Raw genomic sequence first — 22804 nt, 5'->3', positions numbered from 1 at the left:
CTTTTCCCGCTCCGGCATTCGGGTCCGATTGGATCGCGATCAGTCCCCGAGACGAACCGAGTCCCCGGCTCACTCGATCCTGGTTCAACCCTCACTTCTATTCCGGTGTGAAGAAGGGTTTTCCGCAAGTCCACTCTAATCACTAATCGTTATTGAATGAGCCGAGCACCATAGCCCCCATCTCGGCAAACGGGGCTTACCTTGAAGACAGCTTCTCCCCTGTGGCATGATTACGGGCTGTTTTTGGGCGGTCTTCTGCAGTCCATAGCCGGTTTTGAGCTCCAGCGCGTTTTCGCGCCGTTCCAAGGTAACCACGTTCCATAAGGTGAAATTAATGCCAGGTCGAACTCATCTTTACGTTCCCGGTCCCACCAATATTCCGGACTCTATCCTGAGCGCCATGCATGTGCCGATGGAAGATCACCGGCGCCCCGATTTTCCGGAGCTGGTTAAGCCATTATTGGAAGATCTCAAAAAGATCTTCCAAACCGAAAAAGGCCAATGCTTCATTTTTCCCGCCACCGGTACGGCCGGCTGGGAAATCGCCCTGACCAACACCTTATCTCCCGGCGATAAAGTTCTGGCTTATCGCTTCGGCCAGTTCAGCCACTTGTGGATCGATATGGCACGCCGCCTCGGCTTCGATGTAGAGCATGAGGAAATCCCCTGGGGTGAAGGCATACCTTTGGATCGCTTGGAAGCGCGGCTCAAAGCGGATACAAATCAGGACATTAAGGCCCTCCTGATTTGCCATAACGAAACCGCCACTGGCGTCACCAACGATCTGGCGGGCGTACGCAAAGCCTTGGATGCGGCCGGGCATTCGGCCATGTTTTTCGTGGACGGGGTCAGTTCGATCGCCAGCATCGACTTCCGTATGGACGAATGGGGCATAGATATCGGTCTTGCCGGTTCACAGAAAGGCTTCATGCTGCCCGCTGGTCTGGCCTTGCTATGCTTCAGCCAGAAAGCCCTGGATGCGCGCCAAAGCGCCAAGAGCCGTCGCTGTTTTTTGGACATTCAGGATCAGATGACGCACAACGCCGGCGGTTATTTCCCGTATACACCGTCGATCCCATTGCTCTACGGTCTGCGCAAATCCATCGACCTGCTGCTCGAAGAAGGGCTCCAAAACGTCTTTGCCCGCCACCACCGGCTTGCCGAAGGGGTGCGTCGCGCGGTTAAAGCCTGGGGACTGGAGTTGTGTGCCCGTGATCCGAAATGGTACTCGAACACCGTTTCCGCCATCGTCGTTCCGCAAGGCTACGATGCCCGCGACGTCATGCATTATGCGTATCACCGCTACAATCTTTCCCTCGGCGCCGGCTTGAGCGAGGTCATGGGCAAAGTGTTCCGCATCGGTCACCTGGGCGATCTCAACGAACTGATGCTGTGCAGCGCAATCGCGGGCGCCGAAATGGCCATGCGCGACACCGGCATCCAAGTGACGCCGGGCAGCGGTATCGCAGCGGCCTGCGAGTACTGGCGCGAAACGGCGCCGGCCGTCAAGCCGCGCTGACCGAGCCTTCGCCTCGACCTCGCTCGCCCCGGGGGAGCCGCAACAGCTTGAGACAGGCCGGAATGATCCGGCTGACTCGCGCAACGTCTTCCAGGGCAGAGGGCACGAAATCCGAGTAAGGTGGGTATTGCCCACCTTACGTAATTTGGAGCCTGCACCATGAGCAAACCCAAAGCCTTAGTCACCCGCCACTGGCCCGAAGCTTGCGAAACCAAGCTTCAAGAACTGTTCGACGTCACTTTCAACACCGACAACCATCCGATGACCGCGGAGGAATTGAAAGATGCCCTGCGCAATTACGATGTGGTCATGCCGACGGTGACCGACCCGATCACGGCCGATGTGTTGAGTGCCGAACCTTTGCGTTGCAAGATCCTCGGCAACTTCGGCGTGGGTTTCAACCATATCGACATTGAGGCGGCCAAGGCGCGCGGCATCACCGTCACCAACACCCCCGACGTCCTCACCGACTGCACCGCCGACATCGCCATGTTGCTGATGCTGATGGCCGCCCGGCGCGGCGGCGAGGGCGAGCGCCATGTGCGCAGCGGCGAATGGACCGGCTGGCACCCCACGCACATGATGGGCACCAAGGTCACCGGCAAGACCCTCGGCCTGATCGGTTTCGGGCGCATTGCCCGAGCGATGGCGAAGAAAGCGCATTTCGGTTTCGACATGCCGATCATCTTTTTCGATCCTTATCCGCCCGCCCCTGAAGTCGTCAAGTCTTTTGACGCCGAACAATGCAGCACCATCGAAGAGGTGCTGCGCCGGGCCGATTTCGTTGCCCTGCATTGCCCCGGAAGCAAGGAAAACCGCCACCTCATCAACGCCGAACGCCTCGCATTGATGAAGCCCGCGGCTTACCTCATTAACACCGCTCGCGGCGACGTGGTCGACAACGCAGCTTTGATCGATGCCTTGAAGAAAAAAACCATCAAGGGCGCCGGCCTGGACGTGTTCGAAGGAGAGCCGAATTTGAACAAAGGGTTCCTCGAGCTGGACAATGTCGCCTTGTTGCCGCACTTGGGCAGCGCCACGCTTGAAACCCGCGAGGCCATGGGCATGCGGGTCATCGAAAACGTCACGGCCTTCTTTGCCGGACAAACGCCGCGGGACAAGGTGGCCTGAACGTCGTGTCCGCCGCCGAAACGAACTCGTTCTGGCCTGCCGGAATACTCGCGCCAGCCGAGTACGACGAACTTTGGGAGCGCATCCGGCCGGTCTTTACCGAGCGGGTGCGCGCTCACCGTATCGACGAGAGCCTGACTGCAAGACTCGCCTCGGTTTATCTTCCGCTTGGAGCGTGGGTGCGCCGGCAAAAATCGACGGACACGCTGGTACTGGGCGTCAACGGAGCCCAGGGATCTGGAAAATCCACACTATGCGACTTTCTCCAGCTGATCTTGACCGAAACCTACGGTTTCCGCGTCGCCGGATTCTCCATAGACGACATCTATAAAACGCGGGCCGAGCGCGAGCGCTTGGCGCGCGAAGTTCATCCGCTCTTGCTGACCCGCGGCGTACCCGGCACTCATGACGTCGACCTCGGGCTCCAAACCCTTCGCGCCTTGAAAACGGCCGGAGCGGATACGCTGACTCCCCTGCCCGCTTTCGACAAGGCACGCGACGACCGCAAACCGGTGGTTGAATGGCCGGTTGTCCGAGGCCGACCCGATATCGTTATTTTCGAAGGCTGGTGTGTAGGCACGCGGCCACAATCGGACGATGCGCTCGACTCGCCGGTAAACGAGCTGGAGAAAAGCGAAGATTCCGATGGCGCGTGGCGCCGCTACGTCAACGATCAGCTCAAAGGCGCCTACGCGATTCTCTTTGGGGAATTAAACAGGCTGGTCATGCTCAAAGTCCCCGGAATGGACAGCGTCTTCGAATGGCGCAGCCTGCAAGAGAAAAAACTGGCCGAAAATACCGATCCCAGCAACCGGCACCGTTTGATGGACGTCGCCGCGTTACGGCGCTTCATCATGCATTACGAGCGTCTCACGCGGCATACGCTGGATGAAATGCCGAACCGCGCCGACCTCACTCTTTATCTCGACGAGCATCATCAATTCACTCACGTACATATAAAATAAAACATCGAAAAATGAGCATCCGATCTTTCCACCCTCCCGTCCGCACCCTTATGGGCCCTGGCCCGTCCGACGTCCACCCGAGAATTTTGGAGGCCATGGCGCGACCGACGATCGGCCACCTGGACCCCCGCTTCATCGACATGATGGATGAAATGAAGGCCTTGCTGCACTACGCCTTCAAGACCAGTAGCGAATTGACTCTGCCGGTTTCCGCCCCCGGCTCGGCCGGCATGGAAACCTGCTTCGTCAACCTCGTGGAACCGGGCGATACGGTGATCGTATGCCAAAATGGCGTTTTCGGCGGTCGGATGAAGGAAAACGTGGAACGTTGCGGCGGCAAGGCCGTCCTAGTCGAGGACGAATGGGGCATGCCCGTCGACCCGAACAAAGTAGCCGATGCCCTCAAGGCCCACCCGGAAGCCAAGATCGTAGCCTTCGTTCAGGCCGAAACGTCCACCGGCGCGTGCTCGGACGTGGAGACGCTTGCCCGGCTCGCCCATGAGCATGGCTGCCTGGTCATCGTGGATGCCGTGACCTCGCTCGGCGGTTCTCCGCTAAAAGTGGACGAATGGAACGTCGACGCCATCTACTCCGGCTCGCAGAAATGCCTATCCTGCACGCCTGGTCTTTCGCCGGTCAGTTTCAATCAACGGGCGATCGAGGTCATCAAGAATCGCAAGACCAAAGTGCAAAGCTGGTTCCTGGATCTCAGCCTGGTGATGAATTACTGGGGCGGCGGTACCAAACGAGCCTATCATCACACGGCGCCGATCAACGCGCTGTACGGCCTGCATGAGGCTCTGGTACTGCTCCAGGAGGAAGGGTTGGAGAATGCCTGGCAACGGCACCAGGACATGCATACCGCGCTGAAGGCCGGTCTCGAGGCGATGGGACTGCGCTTCATCGTGCCGACAGCGGCTCGCTTGCCCCAGCTCAACGCGGTCACGATTCCGGAAGGTGCCGATGATGTTTATGTCCGCTCGACCCTGCTCAACCGTTACGGCCTCGAAATCGGAGCGGGACTTGGAGCGCTGGCGGGCAAGATTTGGCGCATCGGACTCATGGGGTTCAGCGCATCGCCGAAGAATGTTTTGGTTTGCCTGAGTGCGCTCGAAGCCGTGCTTGCCGAAACCAAAGCCCCGATTACCGCCGGAGTGGCCGTAACCGCTGCTCAAAAGGTTTTTGCCGAGCGGGGTTATTGATTCCTTCGCCCCAAGCACCAATTGATCCCACTATGTCTACCTCGGAAAAACTCTTCGCGCTCGGCCAGCATGTGCTGCCCCAGCACATGCTGTCGCGGCTGATGGGTTCGATAACCCGGTGCCGGAACAGCGCCTTCAAAGATGCAATGATTCGCTCATTCATCAAGCTGTACGGCGTCGATATGGCGCAAGCTGCCGAGCCGGATCCGACTGCTTACGGCTGCTTCAACGAGTTCTTCACCCGCGCGCTCAAACCGGAGACCCGCCCCATCGCGCCCGAACCCGACGCCGTAGTCTGTCCGGCGGACGGCACCGTCAGCCAAATCGGAGCGATTACCGAGGGACGCATCATCCAGGCCAAGGAAAAAGATTTCAGTGTGGCCGAGTTGCTCGGCGGACACGCGGAACAAGCAGAGTTGTTCGCCAACGGCCGGTTTGCGACAATCTACCTCTCGCCGCGGGACTATCATCGCCTGCACATGCCCCTCGACGGGACGCTCAAGGAGATGACCCATGTTCCCGGAAAACTGTTCAGCGTCAACGCGGCCACCACGGCCAATGTCCCGAATCTGTTCGCGCGCAACGAACGCGTTATCGCGCTGTTCGACACCGAGGTCGGGCCTATGGCATTGGTCCTCGTAGGAGCCATCTTTGTCGCCAGCATCGAAACGGTTTGGCATGGCGTCGTTACCCCGCCGACTAGCACGACCGTACGAACCTGGCATTATCCGGAGAACCCGCCGGTCCTTTCCCGCGGCCAGGAAATGGGGCGCTTCAATATGGGATCTACGATAATCGTTCTATTCGGCGATAACGTGGTCGAATGGGAAGAATCGCTCGTGCCCGACAGTATCGTCCGCATGGGACAATCCTTGGCTAGGCTCACACATCAAACGGCGCAAAGTTCCGACCACCGGCAACTGACCGCGTGAAGACAGATACCTGATCGGACAAATGAAGCCGGCCGGATTATGCCCCTTCTTGAACGGGCAAGGCGGTCAGCAACGACCGGCGCAGGGGATCCGTTTCTTCGAGAGAATCGGCCAGTGCACGGACGACCGCCGCGCCGCGGTTCCAGTACACGCTAGCCTCGGCCGTCCGCTCTTGCCCTTCATTTAGCTCCGCCGCCGTGAAATAGACCCGCCAGGCCGCCAACGGAACCACGGCGCCTTCGATGACGGCTAGGGCTTGCGATAGCTGGCATTCCGCCTCATTCCGATCCTGCTCCGCGATCGCGATCCGAGCCAAAAGCCGGTGCCCCAGAGCCAAAAAGTGGCGATCGCCGGGGGTGGCGGCAAGTTCGAGCAATCGCTCCGCCTCGGTGTAGGCCTGCGCGGGCTTCCCCATGGCCAGCCAGTATTCGCCCAGGCTCTCACGGAGCATCATCCGATTGCGCAAACTGAGCAACTCGCCAGCTTCGGTCATTTGGGCAAGGTACTCAAGACAACAAATCGCTTCGTGATACCGGCCCAGGGCGAGATGCGCACGGCTCCTCAAAAGCACAAAGAGCGGCACGGCATAAGCGTCCGAAGGGCGCGGGGTGGCACTTCGGCACAACGTCAGAGCGCTGCGATAGTCCAGCGCCTCCAGAGACAAGGCCGCTGCAACCAGGTGGAATAGCGACCGCGGCATTGGACTGTCGTTTTGCTCCGCCGCCGTCAGCCCTGCCGCCTGGATGCGCCTCACTTCGCCCCATCTTCCGAGATGGAGCAACGCCCAGGCGGAATAGTACTGGCCGGACATGTAATTGAAGCCGTCGCCCATTGCGCTGCCCAGGCGCAGGACCTCTTGCGCGGACCTCAGGGCACCGGGGTAATCGGCCTGATCGAGATCCATGACGGTTTGCAGCGTGCAATATAAAGCTAAGGGCATGGCATCCTGCGCCGAGCGGGCGACTTCCGCGCCATGGACGACCGCCACCCTGTCTTCCTCTCGGCATAAGCCAAACGCGAGGCGAAAAAGCGCCTGGTTGGCTACCGCGTAGGTTCTTAGCCGGTCGGCGGCAAGATCGCGACTCCGCTCGACCGCCAGATCAGCCGTGGCGATACAGCGCAAGGGATCGGAATGAAACAGCGCCAAGGTCAATGCTATCAAGCCCCCGACCTCCTGCTCCCGCCGACCTTCGGCGCCGGCCAGCGCCACCAGCCCCTCCAGGTCTTCCACCATGCAAGGCCAATCGGAGAGCACGCGATGGACCAGGGCGCGCTGCTCCATGAGTGACAGACGGCTGTCGATCCGGGCTTCGGCCGGTTGCCGGTCCACTAGCGCCAATGCACGGCCGAGGTAATTCAAGGCTTCGCGGTTGGCGAAACGCCGCGAGGACTGTTCGGCGGCGAGGCGAAGATAACCCAGAGCCTTCGAAAAATCCCTCCCCTCCTCGAAGTGCCTGGCCAACTCGGCCGCGATTTCTCCCGACCGTTCCCCGAAGGCAAGTTCCAGTCGTTTCCCCAGGCACCGATGCAATGCAATCCGGTAAGCCGGAGTCAGCCGCTGGTACAGCACTTCCGCAAACAAAGCATGGCGAAACGCGTAGTTTCCCGCCACAGTTCCATCCGGCCACTCGGCTATTCCGCTCGCCGCCCACATCGGACTACGCCGCACCAACGCTTCGCAGCAGGCCTCGACAGCCAGCGGATCTTCTTCCAATGCCGCCGCAAGAAGGGCCGCCGAGCATTCCATTCCGGCCGCACTCGCTACACCGAGCGCCTGCTGCTCTCGGGTGGACAGTCGTTCCAGCTGATGCTCGATTAGCTCTCGGATGTCATCCGGTACGCCGCGCTCTAGGTCCTCAACACCGCCTTCGATGCTCCATTCTCCCTCGGTTTGCCGAAGACGTCCGTCGGCGAGCAGGTAATCGATAAGATTCACCACGAACAAAGGGTGGCCGCCGGTACGGCGATGAATGATTCGGGCGATTTCTTCGAGAAACGGGACTTGCGAAAACCGCCGGACGAGATAAGCGCGCAGTTCTTTCCGGGAGAAGGCGTCGATCGGCAGTTCGGCACACAGCCGACGCGCCTGTAACTCCTGCCGCACCCGTTGCAAGGGATGGTCGCGAAGCGCCGCATCGCTTGCCCTGTAGCTGACGATCACCAACAGCGCCGCCCGCTCCCGGCGTCGTCCCAGCGCGGCGAGCAGATCCAGGGTGGCATAATCGCTCCAGTGCATGTCTTCCAGAACCAGCACGAGCGGCGCTTCCGCCGACAGGGCCTCCAGCAGTTCGCAACCCTCCCGCAGCATACGCTCCCGCGTCGCCCCCAGCACTTGCCGCTGCACCTCCTCTCGTTCCTCCGCAGCGAGCAGCCTCGGCAACTGCGACAGCCAGGTGGGGGCGCAGGCACTCAACGCGGCTTTTAAGCGACTTGCATCGCCCTCACGGCCCAAGGCCTCCAGCAGCGGCAGAAATGCCTCTCCCGCCCCATAGTGCTCAATGCACTGCCCCCACATTAGCCTGTGCTCATCCCGCGCCAGCGTCTCAAGAAACATTTCAATGAAAGTCGTTTTGCCCGAGCCTGCCTCCCCGGTCAGGAAAACGATCTGCCGCCGGCCGCCTTGGGCCGTCAGCCATAACTCCTGCAAACGCCTCAGTTGCGCCTCCCGCCCCACCCATAGTTGCCCGTCCGAGGTTGCGCGAAAGGCGGGCTCACGCTGATCCCCTCCCGAGGAGACCGCTGAAGCACTGGTGACCGGGGCGATGAACCGATAGCCTCGCCGGCTGGCCGTCTCGATGAAGCGCGGCGCCTGAGCCTCATCCCCGAGCACGGCGCGGAGCTCGCGAATATACCCCCGCAACAGTCCTTCACTCACATAGGATCGACGCCACACGGCTTCGAGCAACTCTTCCTTGGTGACCAAGCTTTGCGCGTGTTCCGCCAGATAACGCAGCACGGCGAGCGCCTTCGGTCGCAAGGGTATGTGTTGCGCGCCGCAAAACAGTTTCTCATTGACCAAATCCAGCTGAAACGGAGGAAAGAAAAGGTGATGTTGGCGCGTCATTGCGGTCCGTTACCCAAAACAAAATCTGTGGAGTGTTGCGCGATGTTTACGGAAATTGCACGAGAATTCCACGGTGCCTAAACGGCACCCGGATTTAGCCGCTGATATGCTTTCGACGTGCAAGATGCAATCGCCAGAACCGTCGAAAGCTCTCGCCGCTTACCCTAGAGGGACCCGTCGAAGAGCAGTGTATGAGGCTGAAAGCTATTGTGTTTGCCGCCTTGTCCCGGCCCGGCAACGATGCTCCAGACTGCGCGGAACCAGAAAGTGCCGTAAGCGATGCTATCACGCCACGCGGCGGTATTCGCGGCAATAGTTCACAGAACGATCGGATTGATCTCTTTTGCTTTGAGGACTCGCCGTTCAAGCCTGAGATCCGGACGGTGCATAGATGACACCGGTTTCGGCCGCGATAAGCCGGTGCAAGGATAAGAAACCTAAAAACGGCGGTTTTCGATTCTGAAAACTGCCATAGAAACGATCACTCTATAACCCGCGCCCGAAGCGCGACAGGGGAATGCCATGAAAATCGGAAATACTGCACGGAATCAGACCGCGCGTCGTATCTTGCCCATCGCCTGTGCCTCTGCTCTGGCCGGTCCGGTTTCGCTACCGGCATCAGCCTACGCCGATTTTGTCACGCCGCCATCCGTGCCTGCCGACATTCAGGTGCCGGAAGGCAACGAGCCTTTCCTCAAAGCGCACGCCTCCGGCACCCAGAACTACATCTGCCTCCCTTCGGATTCCGGCTTCGCCTGGACTTTCTTCGGGCCGCAGGCCACCCTGTTCAACCGCTATAACCAGCAGGTCATCACCCATTTCCTCAGCCCCAACCCGTTCGAGAAAGAGACCTCTCGCGTCACTTGGCAACACTCGCGGGACACGAGCACCGTCTGGGGCCAGGGAATCGCCTCCTCTTCCGACCCTGCCTTCGTCGCGCCCGATGCAGTTCCCTGGCTTCTGGTCCAGGTGGTCGGCGCCCAGGACGGCCCCACCGGAGGCCACGCGCTCACGCCGACAACTTTCATCCAGCGGCTGAACACCGTTGGAGGCGTGGCACCCTCGACCGGGTGTGCCGAACCGACGGACGTGGGGCAGAAGGCGCTGGTGCCCTACAAGGCGGAGTACTTCTTCTACAAACCCGATGAGTACCGGTACTGAGACGGTCGCCGGGATAAGCGAACAAGGCTATCGAAATGATGCACCACGACAAGGTTTTCGAATCATCGGACAGTGCTCACGATGGATTTGCACGCTTTTTGCGCAAGGTGTCGTTCGCGGACGGGATGCTTGTGGCTTGGGCAAACATTCGCCATGTCGTTTCCACTGCTCGAAATTCAGAGCGTTCTGAATACGTGCGCGCTGTAGTCAGCACCACACCTTGCTTTATCGACAGTTCAACGGGATCACGGGAAATCGGATCATGACTTGGCAGTATCTGAACTCGAAAACGTTGTCGGAAAAACCAAACGTCCTTGCGGGGCCAATCCTGCGAAAGGTCACGCCGGACTCCGTTACGGTCTGGTTCTCGCTTCAGAAGAAGGCGACGGTGACCCTCATGGTACTGGACAGTACCGGCAAACGTGTCTTCGACGGAAAGCGAGAAACGATCGCCGTTGGTCCAAACCTGCACATCGTCGCCGTCACCGCTCGGCGTAAGGCTGGGGAAAGCGAGCTGGTGGAGAATGCCGTCTACATGTATGACGCGGTATTCGAGTATCCCACAGACACCAATACCCCATCGCTAATCGATGACTCGATCGCTGCCGCGACCACTTTCACGACCGCTACCGGGACGCACAAGGCACTGCTGACCTACCCGAACACCCCGTACGACAGGCCGTCGTTCTGCCTGCCGCCGGCCAATATCTACTCGCTGCGCATCCTCCACGGCTCATGCCGAAAACCGTCCGGCGACGGGCTGGATGCCTTGGCGATCGCGGATACGCTGATCGAGGAGAAGGTGAATTCACCTTTACAGCGCCCGCAACAACTCCTGATGACCGGCGATCAAATCTACGCCGACGACGTTGCGGCCAGCCTGCTGATGATGCTGACCGACGCCGCCAAGTTCCTGATGTGGGATGAACTGCTGCCGCTGGTGCCGATACAGACGCCGATGCTGGCGTCCGGACTCCCCCCTTTCTCGAGGCGCGGCATACTTGAGATGGAAGACGGAAAGGCGAAGTTCTCATCGGAAGACCTCAGCTGCCACCTGATGTCGCTGGGCGAATATCTATGCATGTACCTGTTTGCGTGGTCCGATGTGCTCTGGCCCCCTCAGGACGTGATGCCCACCAAAGACGACGTGGTCAAGATCAGCTCCGCCTTTGTAACTTTGGACAATAAAAACGATTACCGTGGGTTTAAGCGTGGTATCGAAAACGACATTCAACAATTGATCAAGTTCCGGGCCACCTTGCCCAATGTCCGTCGCGTCCTCGCGAATATCCCCAGCTACATGATCTTCGACGATCATGAAGTAACCGACGATTGGAACATGACCGAGTACACGGCGTACCATCTATGCGCCACGGACATAGGTAGACGCATCGTTCAGAACGCGCTTGTGGCGTACTCTCTGTGCCAGCATTGGGGAAATGTGCCGGAGCAATTCCTGGAAACCGACGCAAGCCTTCCGGGCACCAGGCTCTTGGCCCTGCTGAACTCGCCCACGACGCCAGCAGACTACGTAAGCAAAGAAAAATCGGATGCTATCTGTTCCCTGGTCAACGTGCCGACCGGCACAGAAGTCGAAAAGAATCACCGAGTCGATCATCATCCCGGTTCGCTGAGCTACAACTACACCATCGAGGGTACTGCTCATCAGATCATCGTCACGGACACGCGAACCTTCAGAACCTATCCCTGGGGAGGCGGCGAAGCCCCCGATCTCCTGGCGCCCGCGCAATTCGCAGCGCAGATTGTAAAAACGCCAGCTCTGGATGGACGCATGCTGATCGTCGTTCTAACGACCAATGCGCCGCCAGTCCAGCCCATCCGCGCAGCGACTGATTTACATGAGGTTTCCAACAATATTAAGCACTTCCCCGATATCCATGAGGCGTGGGACCTCCCGTCGGTCGCGTTCGATCGACTGGCCAAGGCCTTGTCCGACAAGGTCGGATTCAGTCAGGGGGCCAGCGCAAAAGTCGTTCTGCTATCGGGCGACGTGCACACCGCCTTCGCCTCCCGCCTGCACTACAAGGCAACCAAGCGATTCGAAGACACGGGCACACAACACGCGAATGTCGTAATTGCCCAGTTGGTTGCCAGCTCATTCAAGAAGCAAACTGGAGACACCATCGGGCAGCAGCGTGGAGGATACCAGTACGCCCCGTACCACCTGGGGCCCGTGATGGTTCCTCCGCACGTCACGGAGTATTACATAGGCTGGAACGTACCGGCTTCCGGCCAGAAAATGGGAGAGTGGTATGGCCGCCGACTCTATCTTGATAGAGCAAGCTCGGTGAGACTCATACCTGCGAATCCCGCATGGCCGAATCCAAGCGGTCCCCCTCAAGAGGATTGGTTCATACAATCGCCGGACTTCAGCTATCAGTTCGACTATCTCACCATGACCAACGGCGGAGTGCCGAAGACCCTTCAACCGCTCCCGCCGCCACCGCCGTGGCAAAAACCGGGGGCACCGACGAAGGACGAGCTCAAGGAAACGGCACATGTCTTCCGTTTCGCACGAGACAATTACCGCCAACACAACCTCGATCCGGCCGTCATCCGGCATATCATCGGCGTGAACAACATGGGGGATCTGAGCTTTCCCATCCCGCCCGCCCCGCAAACCGGGCCATTCATCGTGAATCATCGGGTGCGATTCCGTAGCCCCGGGGGAGAACAGTTGTTCGTCGACTACGCGGTCAACATGGAAACTATCGATAGCGCTCATCCTGCCGACCCCAACTATTTACAGGTGACTCCATGAGTGCCGACCTGTTTCGACTCCTCGCCGAGGAAACCGGCAACATCCTGAGCCCGCTGCAACGCGCCGTAGAAGTTCCGGGCGCACTCAACGAGTTGTTCGCCATACTCGGTGTTCCGCCTGGCGACGATAACACCGCGGTGAGCGCGGCCGTTAGCGCCATCGTTGATGTCAAGAAACAGATCGAGGCACTCGCGTCCCAAGAGGCGCCTTCTCTGGACGACATCCTCGGCGTACTCCAGTCTTCCGGACGCGCTTTTCAAGCGCTGCGGCAGCTCGATGCGACAGGCGGACCGCTGTCCCAGCTCCCCGGAGTCAGCGGCGATCTGATCGAGTGGCTTGTATCGACATGGTTGAAGACGCGCCATCCGGTCATTCACGAAATCGCCGCGCTGCTCACATTGATCGAGCTCGAGGTTGACCAAGCTTTTAGCGCCGCTCAAATGGAAGGTACGGAAGTGATTCGGAATCCGTATCGAATCGAACGCTTGCATCCGAGCCGGATCGCTTCGTTGCTTCGCGACCCCGTTGGGGTATTGCGCGCGGAGTATGGGACTCCCTTGTTGACGGGGGCGGACGCGGACGCGATGGCCGATGCGCTGTTTCCAAAAGTCGTCGGTCTGTTGAGCCAATTGGGAGTTTCATGCCGATACGGCGTCAATCCCGGCGACGAGACGCTGTTGGCGGATTCAGCGCCATATATCAGTCATGCACTCATCGCATACCTGAACGACCCATTGTTGAAAGGCCTCGAGTCGGAAACCGGCGTCGTCCTCTCGATCTCGTCGGCCGATCGCGGTGATCTGGGGTTCGTCGTCAGTCCTTTCGGCACTCTGACGGCAACGAGATCCGTCGGCCCGTTCATCGTCGAGCTGGATATCACGGCCGGCATCGACGTTTTCGCCGTTGGCCGCCACGGCTTCACGCTGCTCGCGGACGCGTCGACGACTGAAGTTGTTGGCAGTGTGAGCGCCGTCTTGGAAACGGCGGAGGCTCCCGGATTCGTCTTCGGGTCACCCACGGGCTCGCGGCTCGAAGTCGGAGGCGCGCGGCTCGCCGTCGAAACCTCGCTGTCGGAGGCGCGTCGGACTCTGGCACTGTCGGCAGATGTAACCAAATCTGCCTTGGTGATTTCACCCGGCGACGGCGACGGTTTCCTCGCAGAGCTTCTGCCGTCCGACGGCCTGCGCGCCGAATTCGACCTCGGCCTGGCCTGGTCCAGCGACAAGGGCCTCACCCTGCGCGGCAGCGCCGGGCTGGAGGCCGCCATCCCGGTAGGGCTGTCGGTGGCCGGCGTGACGCTGACCACCGTCAACCTCGGCCTCCGGGCGAACGACGATGGCGTGAGCGCCGAGGTCTCGGCCAGCATCGCGGCTTCGATCGGCCCGGTGAAAGCGGTGCTGGACCGCGTCGGCATCGGGAGCGCCCTGCGCTTCCCGGAGGCCGGCGGCAATCTCGGCGTGGCGGATCTCGAGCTGGGCTTCAAGCCGCCCTCGGGCGTGGGCCTCTCGATCGACGCCCAAGGCGTCCTCACCGGCGGCGGCTTCCTGTTCCACGACCCCGCGCGGCAACTCTACGCCGGCGCCATGCAGCTCTCGCTGCACGATGAAATCACGCTGAACGCCTTCGGGCTCATCGCGACCCGGCTGCCCGACGGCCGCCCCGGCTACTCGATGCTCATCTTCATCACCGCCGACGGCTTCAAGCCGGTTCCCCTGGGCTTCGGCTTCGTGCTGCAAAGCATCGGCGGCATGGTGGGCATCAACCGCACCTTCGATCACGAGGTGCTCAGGGCCGGGCTGAAAACCGATATGCTGCGCACGCTGCTGTTCCCGCGCGATCCCGTGGCCAATGCGCCGGCGCTGATCCAGGCCCTGTCGGCCGCGTTCCCGGCCAAACCGGGCAGTTACCTGCTCGGCCTGATGGCGCGCATCACCTGGTTCACGCCCGCCCTGGTACAGATGGACCTGGCGCTGATCCGGGAGCTCGGCGCGCGCGAGCGGCTGCTGGTGCTCGGGCGCGCCAGCGCATTGCTGCCGTCGGCCGACAACGACCTGATCCGTCTGAACATGGACGCGCTGGGCGTGCTGGACTTCGACGCCGGCACGCTGGAAGCCGACGCGGTGCTGGTCGATTCCAGGCTGGTGCACAAGTTCCCGATCACCGGCTCGGCCGCGCTGCGGGCGCGCTGGCCGGCGGGCGGCGGCGGGCTGGCGGGGTCCCATTTCGTGCTGGCGGTGGGTGGGCTGAATCCCCGGTTTGCCGCGCCGGCCGGCTTCCCGACGCTAGACCGGGTCGCCATCGCCTTGTCCTCGGGGGAGAATCCCCGGCTGATCTGCGATGCTTATTTCGCGATCACCCCCAATACCGTGCAATTCGGCGCGCGCGCCTCGCTTTATGCCAAAGGTGCCGGTTTCACCGTCACAGGGGACCTCGGCTTCGACGCCCTGGTGACGATCGTCCCGCCGCACTTCATCGTGGATTTCCATGCCCTGGTGCAGTTGAAGTACAAGTCGCGCAATCTGTTCAAGGTCGCGCTCGACGGCACCCTGGAAGGCCCGCTGCCGTTGCGGATTGCCGCCAAGGCGAAGTTCAAGATCCTGTGGTTCAGCTTTACGGTGCGCTTCGCGTTCACCCTCGCCGACGGCTCGGCCTCGCGGTCGATAGCGGCAATATCTCTGGAGACCGAACTGGAGAAGGCGCTCACCGACTCGGCGAACTGGAGCACGCGGCGGGCACCCGGCGTCGTCCACGGCGTGGCCCTGCGCAGCCTGCCGGCGAATGCGGGCCTGGTGCTCGACCCCTTGGGCCAACTGGTCGTACAGCAGCAGGTCGTGCCGCTGAACACCCATCGGGACATCGATACCTACGGCGGCGCGCCGATCGCCGGGCGCCGCCGGTTCACGGCCGCCGCCTCGCTGAACGGAAAGGCCGGCACACCGGTGACCGGGGCGTTCGCGCCGGCGCGCTATTTCACGATGAGCGACGACGAGAAGCTGGCCGCACCTTCGTTCGAGGAGATGGACGCGGGATTCGTGGTAGGCGACACCGATGCGACGTTCGATGAGAACGCCGTCGCGGCATCGGGACTGAATTACGAACCGATCACCGTGAATCCATCGTCGGCAGCGGAAACCGCCGGCATTGCGGCTTCCTTTGCCGCACTCCCGGCCACGCAGCTCTATACGATGCCGCTGGCCGCATTCCAGGCCCAGCGCTCGAGCGGGGCCGCGGCGCGGGCGCCGGTGCGGCATGTCGGCCGCGCGCGGTTCCGCAATACCGCCGTGACGCCCGCGGCCACTCTCTCCGCTCCCCGCTGGCGGATCATCCGGGCGAGCGACGGCGCGCCGGCGCCCTTGGATCCCGGGGTGAATTCCTGGAGCGACTGCCGCGCCGCGCTCGCCGACCTGAACCGCGGCGGCGTCCGCTGGCTGATGGTCCCCGCCCACGAACTCGAAGCCTTGTAAAGGAGCCAAGTCACCGTGTCCAACGCAAACCTGTATTTCCTGCCCTGGGTGCGGCAGGGCGCCGCCTCCGCCATCGACGCCGAACAGAAAACCGGGATCGCCAGTGTCAATGTGATGCTCACGCTGGATGCCAAGACGGTTCCGGTTTCGGTAAAGTTGCGCGGCCCGGCGGACGTGATCGGGATCGACGCCAACCAGGTCGTTCGCACCGACCCCCGGCCGGGTTCGAACGACTTCGAGCCGAACTGCTTTCCGTCGATCGAGTTCGACCGCCCGGACTTTCCATGGCTGTTCACGCCGGCAAAAGCCCTCGCCGACAACCGGCTGCGGCCATGGCTGTGCCTCGTGGTGGTACGGAAACAAGCCGGCGTGAGTTTGAACAGTGCGGCCGACGCGCCGCTGCCCGTTTTGACGATCGCCGCACCGGCGCGGCCATGGGTCGAACTCCCGGACCTGAACGAATCCTGGGCCTGGGCGCATGCCCAGGTGGCCGCGGACGACGGCAGCAAAGATGCCATTCGGGGGGCCTTGCAAGGTTCGCCGGAGCTGTCGCTTTCGAGGCTGCTGTGTCCGCGCATCCTGGCGCCCGACAACGACTACATCGCCTGCGTGGTTCCCGCTTTCGAACTGGGCCGGAAAGCCGGGCTCGGCATACCCATCGAGAAAACGGAATACGAGACGCCGGCGCCGGCCTGGTCGATACCGCCCGAACCGCCGACCGAGTACGGACCGACCCGGCTGCCCGTTTATTACCATTGGGAATTCCGTTCGGGCCAGCCGGGCGATTTCGAGTCGATCGCCAGGAATCTGAAGGCCGATGTGCCGGACGGTCTCGGCAAGCGCAGGATCGACATCAGCCAGCCTTTTCCCGAGTCGGGCGCGACGGAGGTGGAACTCGAAGGCGCGCTGCTGCCGATCTCGCCGCCCGGCGGCTCGCCGGCCCCGGCCCCCATTCCGCAGCCGTTCAGGGACAATCTCGCCAAGACCGTCAACGGCAGCATCACCGGACCGGACTCCGACCCCGTGCTCGCCCCCCCCATCTACGGCCGCTGGTACACCAAGGACGCAACGGTCGATCCAGCGGGCGCAACCTGGCTCGATCAGCTCAATGTCGATCCGCGCTGGCGTATCGCCGCCGCCTTCGGAACCCGCGTCGTTCAGGAGCACCAGGAAGCGCTGATGGCCTCGGCGTGGGAACAGGCCGCCGAATCGGCGGTCGCCAACCAGCGTTTGCGCCAGATCCAGCTGAGCCTCGCCGTGGGCGAGAGCCTGCACGCTCGCCATCTCTCCAAGTTCACCGAGGAAAGAATGCTGCGCATCACGGCGCCCGCCTTCGCCCGCTTGCGAGTCTCCCGGCAACAGGATGTTTCGGGGCTGGCCGCAAGCGCGGCCGCGACGGCGGAACCGTCGCTGCTAGCCGAACAGGCCCGTTCCGCATTGCCGGTAGCGGCAAACCGCCCGGCGATGCGCCGCATCGGACGCCAGCGCGGCCCGCTGACCCGCCGCGTCGCTGCCCAGAATTACCAGCGCAATGCCAAAGACACCTGGGTGGCCCGCCTCAACAATATGCCGGGGGACACCCCTCCGATCCAGCCGCCGCAGCCGCCGCAGCAGGACTTTTGCCCGATACCGGGGAGCCTGCCGGTCGAGTATCTCGGGCTCGAGTGGACCCAACCCCAGAAGAACGGATCGTACTTCGGCGCATTCTTCGTCTCGCCCGAAAACACCCCCGTGCTGTCGCCGGGCACGCCGCTGCTGAAGCAGGACCGGACCGAGGTTCCCGGCTTTTTCCGCAAGGCGGCGCAGGAACATCTGAATCGCTTCCCCGCCCCACGCACCGCCTCTGCCGAACTACGGCTCCCGATGCAGGCCATCACTATCCCGGTGCTCGCACAGACCATCCCGCGGGAAACGCTGCCGGCCCTGGTCAAGGCGATCATGTCGACCGGAGACAACGTGCTCGCGCCGGCGGAGACCGACGGGGTGGATACAGTCATGATGGCGCCGCACTTCCCGCAGCCCATGTACGAAACGCTGCGCGACCTGTCGCAGGAACTGCTGCTGCCGGGAATCGACAAGGTCAGGCCGGAGACGGTTGTCGGCCTGGAGACGAATCGGCGGTTCATCGAGGCCTACCTGGTCGGGCTCAATCATGAAATGGCCCGCGAGCTGCTGTGGCGGGGTTACCCGACCGATCAGCGCGGCACCTATTTCGACCGGTTCTGGAGCATCGGGCACCCGGATATCACCGCCCTGCACACCTGGAGCGTCATCGATTCGGCGACCGGGAAAATGAGGCCGCTGGGCGATCTCGCCTTCGGCGCGCCTCCGGACGCCAATCCGTTCGTCATGCTGCTGCGCAGCAGCCTGCTGCAGCGCTATCCCAACGCGTCGGTCTTCATGGTTCGCGCGATGCATCCGGGGTCGCCCCCCGACCCCCGGGCGTTCCAGCCCGACCCGGCGGCGCCCGAGCTGCTGCCCATCTTCAGCGGCTTCATGCAGCCGGATGTGTTCATTTTAGGTTTTGATGTCTCTCCGGACGAGGCCGGCGGCGATCCAGGCTACTACGTAGTCATTCAGGAGCATCCCACCGAACCGCGCTTCGGCATCGACGCGGATCGAACGCGAGACAGCAGCCATCTCAGCCTCGGCGATCTCGGCCTCGATGCCGCTCCGCCCGCGCACGCCGCGCAAACCGCCGCCGCCACGCGCCGGCTTCCGGTACGCATCGCCATTCACGCCAAACGGCTCATCATGCCGGCCTGACCCACGGACTCACACCGATGAATAAACCGCTATTCGATACCAGTTTCGCGCTTCCCTCGGTAAACCCCGAGATTACGCCCCAAAGGCTCTGTCCCGGCAATGTTCCCCTGGTGCTGCTGCCGGTGCGACTGGAGACGCGTTTCTTCGAACTGCCCGACGGCTCAGCCACACTGCGGGTGCGCGTCTATCCCGACAAGATTCATATCGACACCCACCAGCCGGACCTCACGGCGGAAGAACAGGCCTTGGGAATGCAGTATTGGCAGCAGGATTGGGCGGCGGGAGACGAAACCGCCCGCGCCGACGCCTGGCATACCCTGGCCAGCCGCGTCGATGCGGAGCGCGCCGCGTGGATAGCCCGGGTACTGCAGCCCACCAACCTCGCCCAGCGCCCCAAGGAGCCGCCGGTATTCCCGCCCCTGCCCCCGGTACGGGGCGAGCATGCGCCGGTGGCCCGGCTGCTGCCGGACCGCTGGACCGCCGTACTGCACTCGGGAGGAACGGTCGCGTTGACGGCCACCGGAAACGACATTCAGCGAGAGCTCGCGGTCGGCCTTAACCCGAATGTGTCCGACGATAAAACCGACATGTCGGCCGGTGCCGGCGACACGCTCGCCCTGGATGAGGACATGATGTGGCTGGTGGACTTCGACAAGGCCCAGTCGGCCGGAATGGCGCTCACCATGACCGTGCCGGCGGCCGTTCTGGAAACCGGCATCGACAGTCTCATGGTATTCGGCGTCGCCGACTCGCCGGACACAGCCGATACGGCCAACCGGCTGGCCGATCTTCTCGATGCGCACCATTACACCGACGGGCTCGAGTTCCTGCGCTTCGGAACCCCCACGAACAACACCGACGATAGGCGCGCCGGCTACAGCACGGATGATCCCGGCCACCGCCGAAGCTTCGCCAACGAGGTCGTCGCGAATCCCGAAAACACGCCGAACGCGCGGCTCGTCGGGACGGTACTCGGGCTGCCGTCGGAACGGATCGCAACCACCCTGGGACGCGTGGGCCAGGCCGGCCAGGACCACGAACGCGACCTGCGCAGCATGAATGCCGCGCTATGGCAGGTCGGCTGGGGCTATTTCCTCAGCAACATGATGGGCGCGGAAACCGGCTTCACGGCCGAAGCGCTCGATTGGGCGCGCAACCACTTCCTGAACTACGTGCGCAGCGGCGGTCCCTTCCCGTCCCTGCGCTGCGGAACCCAGCCCTATGGCATCCTGCCGGTGACGTCGCTGGACTTATGGACGCCGGAGGCGGGCGAAGCTTCCACCGCACGGGAATCCCGGCTCAAAGAGCTGCTGCTCGCCATGCGCAACGAAGTATGGCGCCCCGTCGTGCACCTGGTCGCACGCATCGGACTCCGGCAGGAAACGCCCGGGAAGGCCGATCCTGACAGCGACCTCGCCGACGTCATGCGAACCGATGGCGTTTCGCACGGACATCTCACCCGCAGAGTGCTCGGCCGGCATTATCTCGAGCACCTGTACGCGCTGGCCGGGCGGGACTTCAGCCCGCTCGCGGTAGCGCAAGGCGAGATTTCGGCCAAGCTGATCGATCGCTTGAAGCTGACGGTGCAGAAGCTTCCCCGCCTCGCGCGCTGTTTCCTGGACACGGCACCCGTGCCGGTGACCGCTCCCCTGGTGCACGCGGGAGAAATTTCGCCGTGGCAGCGCCTGGAGCCCAATTACATCAGCGCGCTGCTCGAAACCACGAGCATCGAGGCATTGATCACGCTCGATCCACCGCCGAGTCCGAGTCTTTTGTATGCGCTGCTGCGTCACGCACTGCTCCGCGAAATCGCGGAAGCCGCCGCGCGCATGGCGGCAACCGTGCCGGACAAACAATACGCGACGCTCGACCTGCTGCGCGATTCCGAACTGGTCGATCTGGTCGACGGGTCCATCATCGGCTACACGGTGCAGAAGCCGGCGGACACGCTGCACTGGAAGCGCCAGCTCGAAATCCATGGCGTTCCGGGCCTTCCCGCCGACCAGACGATCGGCCGGTATCTCGAAGACTGGCTGCAGGCGCGCGCCGGCGGCAACCATCCGGCCGTCGCGGCGCTCGGCGAATTCCGCGCCGGCCTGGCCCATCTGCAGATGCTGGACACCGAGTCGCTACACTATCTGATGCAGTCCACGCTCGATCTCTCCTCGCATCGGCTCGACGCCTGGATCACCTCGTTCGCCACCAAGCGCCTGAAAGCGATGACCCCCGGCGGATCGCCGGGTATTTACGTGGGCGCCTACGGCTGGGTGGAAAATCTCCGGCCGGCGCATCGGGCGGAGCCGATTCCCGCCGAGCTGTTGCCGCCGGGGGAGCAGGCACCGGAGGAGCAGGCGCTGCTGTATCCGCTGGCCAATGACAGCGGCTTCATTCATGCCCCCTCGCTAACCCACGCGTCCGCGGCGGCCTTGCTGCGCAATGCGCATCTCGGCTCCGACGGAGTCCCGCAGCCGGATGGATCGTTTGCCATCGATCTGTCGTCGCGGCGGGTGCGCGATGCCTCGCGGCTGCTCGAAGGCGTGCGCCAGGGACAGCCGCTGGGCGCGCTCCTGGGCTATCGGCTCGAACGCCGCCTGCATGAAGCCGGGCTCGATCATTTCATCGCGCCGCTGCGAAAAATCTCACCGTTGGCAGTCCGCAAGCGGGAAACCGACGCCTGGCCGAACGAGATCTTCAAAGCCAACGCGGCCAACAACGTGGTGGACGGACTAGAGCTGTTCCGAGCATGGAAGGCATACCGGAATAGCATCGCCTTTGAGATCAGGAACGTGGGGAGCGACGACGAAAGGTTCCGGGTCGAACGTGAGATCGAAGCGCTCGGCGATGCGATCGACGGTCTTGGCGATGCACTCGTCGCCGAGGCGGCGTACCAGATCGCTCGCGGCAACACCCCGCGCCTGGCCAGCACGCTGTCGGCCATCGCCCTGGGGGATGCGCCGGTACCGGAACTGGAAGTGGCCCGCATCCCTCGCACCGGCACCTCGCTGACCCATCGCGTGCTGGTGCTGTTCAGCGGCGTGTCGAATGCCGGCGGCGGCTGGACCAACTCGACCACACGCACTGTCAACGAGCGCTGGCTCAATGCCTGGATCAGGCTGTTGCTGGGCGATGCGCGCAAGGTGCGGTGCACCGTCGAGCGGCTCGACGACACCACCGGCGCGGTGACGGAAACCGCCGTTTTCCCGTTGAGCGATGTGCCGATGTCTACCCTAGACTTCGTGTACAGCGTACAGCCCGGGGGCCAGTCGGCCACGGCCGACGCGTCGCCCTGCCTCGCCGAGCAGCGCGTGCTTTATCATGCAAGACGCCTGGCGAACGGCTTCGGCAACGACGCCGGGGTGCGGCTGCAGCACGAGCGGCCGGCCGATCTCGCCGCCGGAGAGACGACGCTGTTCGACGTGCTGGAGCAGGCACGCGCCATTCGGCGCTTGCTCCAGGGCGCACGCGGACTGCGTCCCGAGGACCTGAGCCCGCCCGACCGCCCGCATCAGTCCACGCTCGATCTGGCGGACCTGGAAGCACGTGTCGTGCGATACGAGAACGGCCTGAATGCCGCCCACAAGACGCTCGCAAGCCTGGTGTCCAAGGGCGCGGAGACCCTCGCCGAGGATTTCCGGACGGCGATACTGAACCTCGGCCATTTCAGCGTCGAGCCGGCCGTCCCCGGCGTCGGGGTCGGCGACACGCCCGAGATTCGCAGCGCCTTGGCCCGGCAGGCGGCCGCGATGCTGAAGGTCAGCGGACCGCGCTTGGAACAGGGCGCCGCGCTTCGAACCCGGGTTGCAGCAACCGACCCCCGC

General features: G+C 62.6%; 11 protein-coding genes. 10 read left to right on the top strand and 1 reads right to left on the bottom strand.

Features of this window, described 5'->3' with window-relative positions:
• The first annotated feature begins 334 nt into the window (after positions 1-334).
• From ABJK70_RS04285 to asd, 5 genes are all read left to right on the top strand, one after another.
• Positions 335-1519 carry an aminotransferase class V-fold PLP-dependent enzyme gene (locus ABJK70_RS04285; protein WP_077731569.1) on the top strand — a complete coding sequence of 395 codons (1185 nt, stop codon included), beginning with the start codon at positions 335-337 and terminating at the stop codon, positions 1517-1519.
• Between the two features lie 159 nt (positions 1520-1678).
• Entirely contained in the window at positions 1679-2650 is a 972-nt protein-coding gene (locus ABJK70_RS04280) for a D-glycerate dehydrogenase (RefSeq protein ID WP_156881903.1), read from the top strand.
• Between the two features lie 5 nt (positions 2651-2655).
• Entirely contained in the window at positions 2656-3615 is a 960-nt protein-coding gene (locus ABJK70_RS04275) for a hypothetical protein (protein WP_240507128.1), read from the top strand.
• 95 nt (positions 3616-3710) lie between these two features.
• Entirely contained in the window at positions 3711-4817 is a 1107-nt protein-coding gene (locus ABJK70_RS04270; RefSeq protein ID WP_240502586.1) for an alanine--glyoxylate aminotransferase family protein, read from the top strand.
• A gap of 32 nt (positions 4818-4849) precedes the next feature.
• On the top strand, positions 4850-5749 hold the full coding sequence (gene asd, locus ABJK70_RS04265) for an archaetidylserine decarboxylase (RefSeq protein WP_077731572.1): 900 nt from the start codon (positions 4850-4852) through the stop codon (positions 5747-5749).
• 37 nt (positions 5750-5786) lie between these two features.
• Here asd and ABJK70_RS04260 read toward each other — a convergent pair whose 3' ends face one another.
• Positions 5787-8813 (bottom strand): AAA family ATPase, encoded by a 3027-nt coding sequence (locus ABJK70_RS04260; protein ID WP_347257449.1) that lies wholly within the window; start codon positions 8811-8813, stop codon positions 5787-5789.
• A gap of 522 nt (positions 8814-9335) precedes the next feature.
• On the opposite strand from ABJK70_RS04260, the gene ABJK70_RS04255 reads away from it, so the two are divergent.
• The 5 genes from ABJK70_RS04255 to ABJK70_RS04235 all read left to right on the top strand — a co-directional run.
• Entirely contained in the window at positions 9336-9974 is a 639-nt protein-coding gene (locus tag ABJK70_RS04255; protein WP_347257448.1) for a DUF3455 domain-containing protein, read from the top strand.
• A 262-nt stretch (positions 9975-10236) separates the two neighbouring features.
• On the top strand, positions 10237-12756 hold the full coding sequence (locus ABJK70_RS04250) for a hypothetical protein (protein WP_347257447.1): 2520 nt from the start codon (positions 10237-10239) through the stop codon (positions 12754-12756).
• Entirely contained in the window at positions 12753-16220 is a 3468-nt protein-coding gene (locus tag ABJK70_RS04245; protein WP_347257446.1) for a DUF6603 domain-containing protein, read from the top strand. Before ABJK70_RS04250 ends, ABJK70_RS04245 begins: the two co-directional genes overlap by 4 nt.
• A 15-nt stretch (positions 16221-16235) precedes the next feature.
• A complete protein-coding gene (locus ABJK70_RS04240; RefSeq protein ID WP_347257445.1) occupies positions 16236-18986 on the top strand; it encodes a hypothetical protein in 2751 nt (916 codons plus the stop codon).
• A 17-nt stretch (positions 18987-19003) separates the two neighbouring features.
• Positions 19004-22804 (top strand): hypothetical protein (locus tag ABJK70_RS04235; protein ID WP_347257444.1); only part of this gene is annotated, 3801 nt, incomplete at its 3' end.

This window comes from Methylocaldum sp. (assembly GCF_039794385.1).
Lineage (GTDB): Bacteria > Pseudomonadota > Gammaproteobacteria > Methylococcales > Methylococcaceae > Methylocaldum.
The sequence above is the reverse complement of the archived record's forward strand: the minus strand, read 5'-3'. Positions and strand labels throughout refer to the sequence as shown.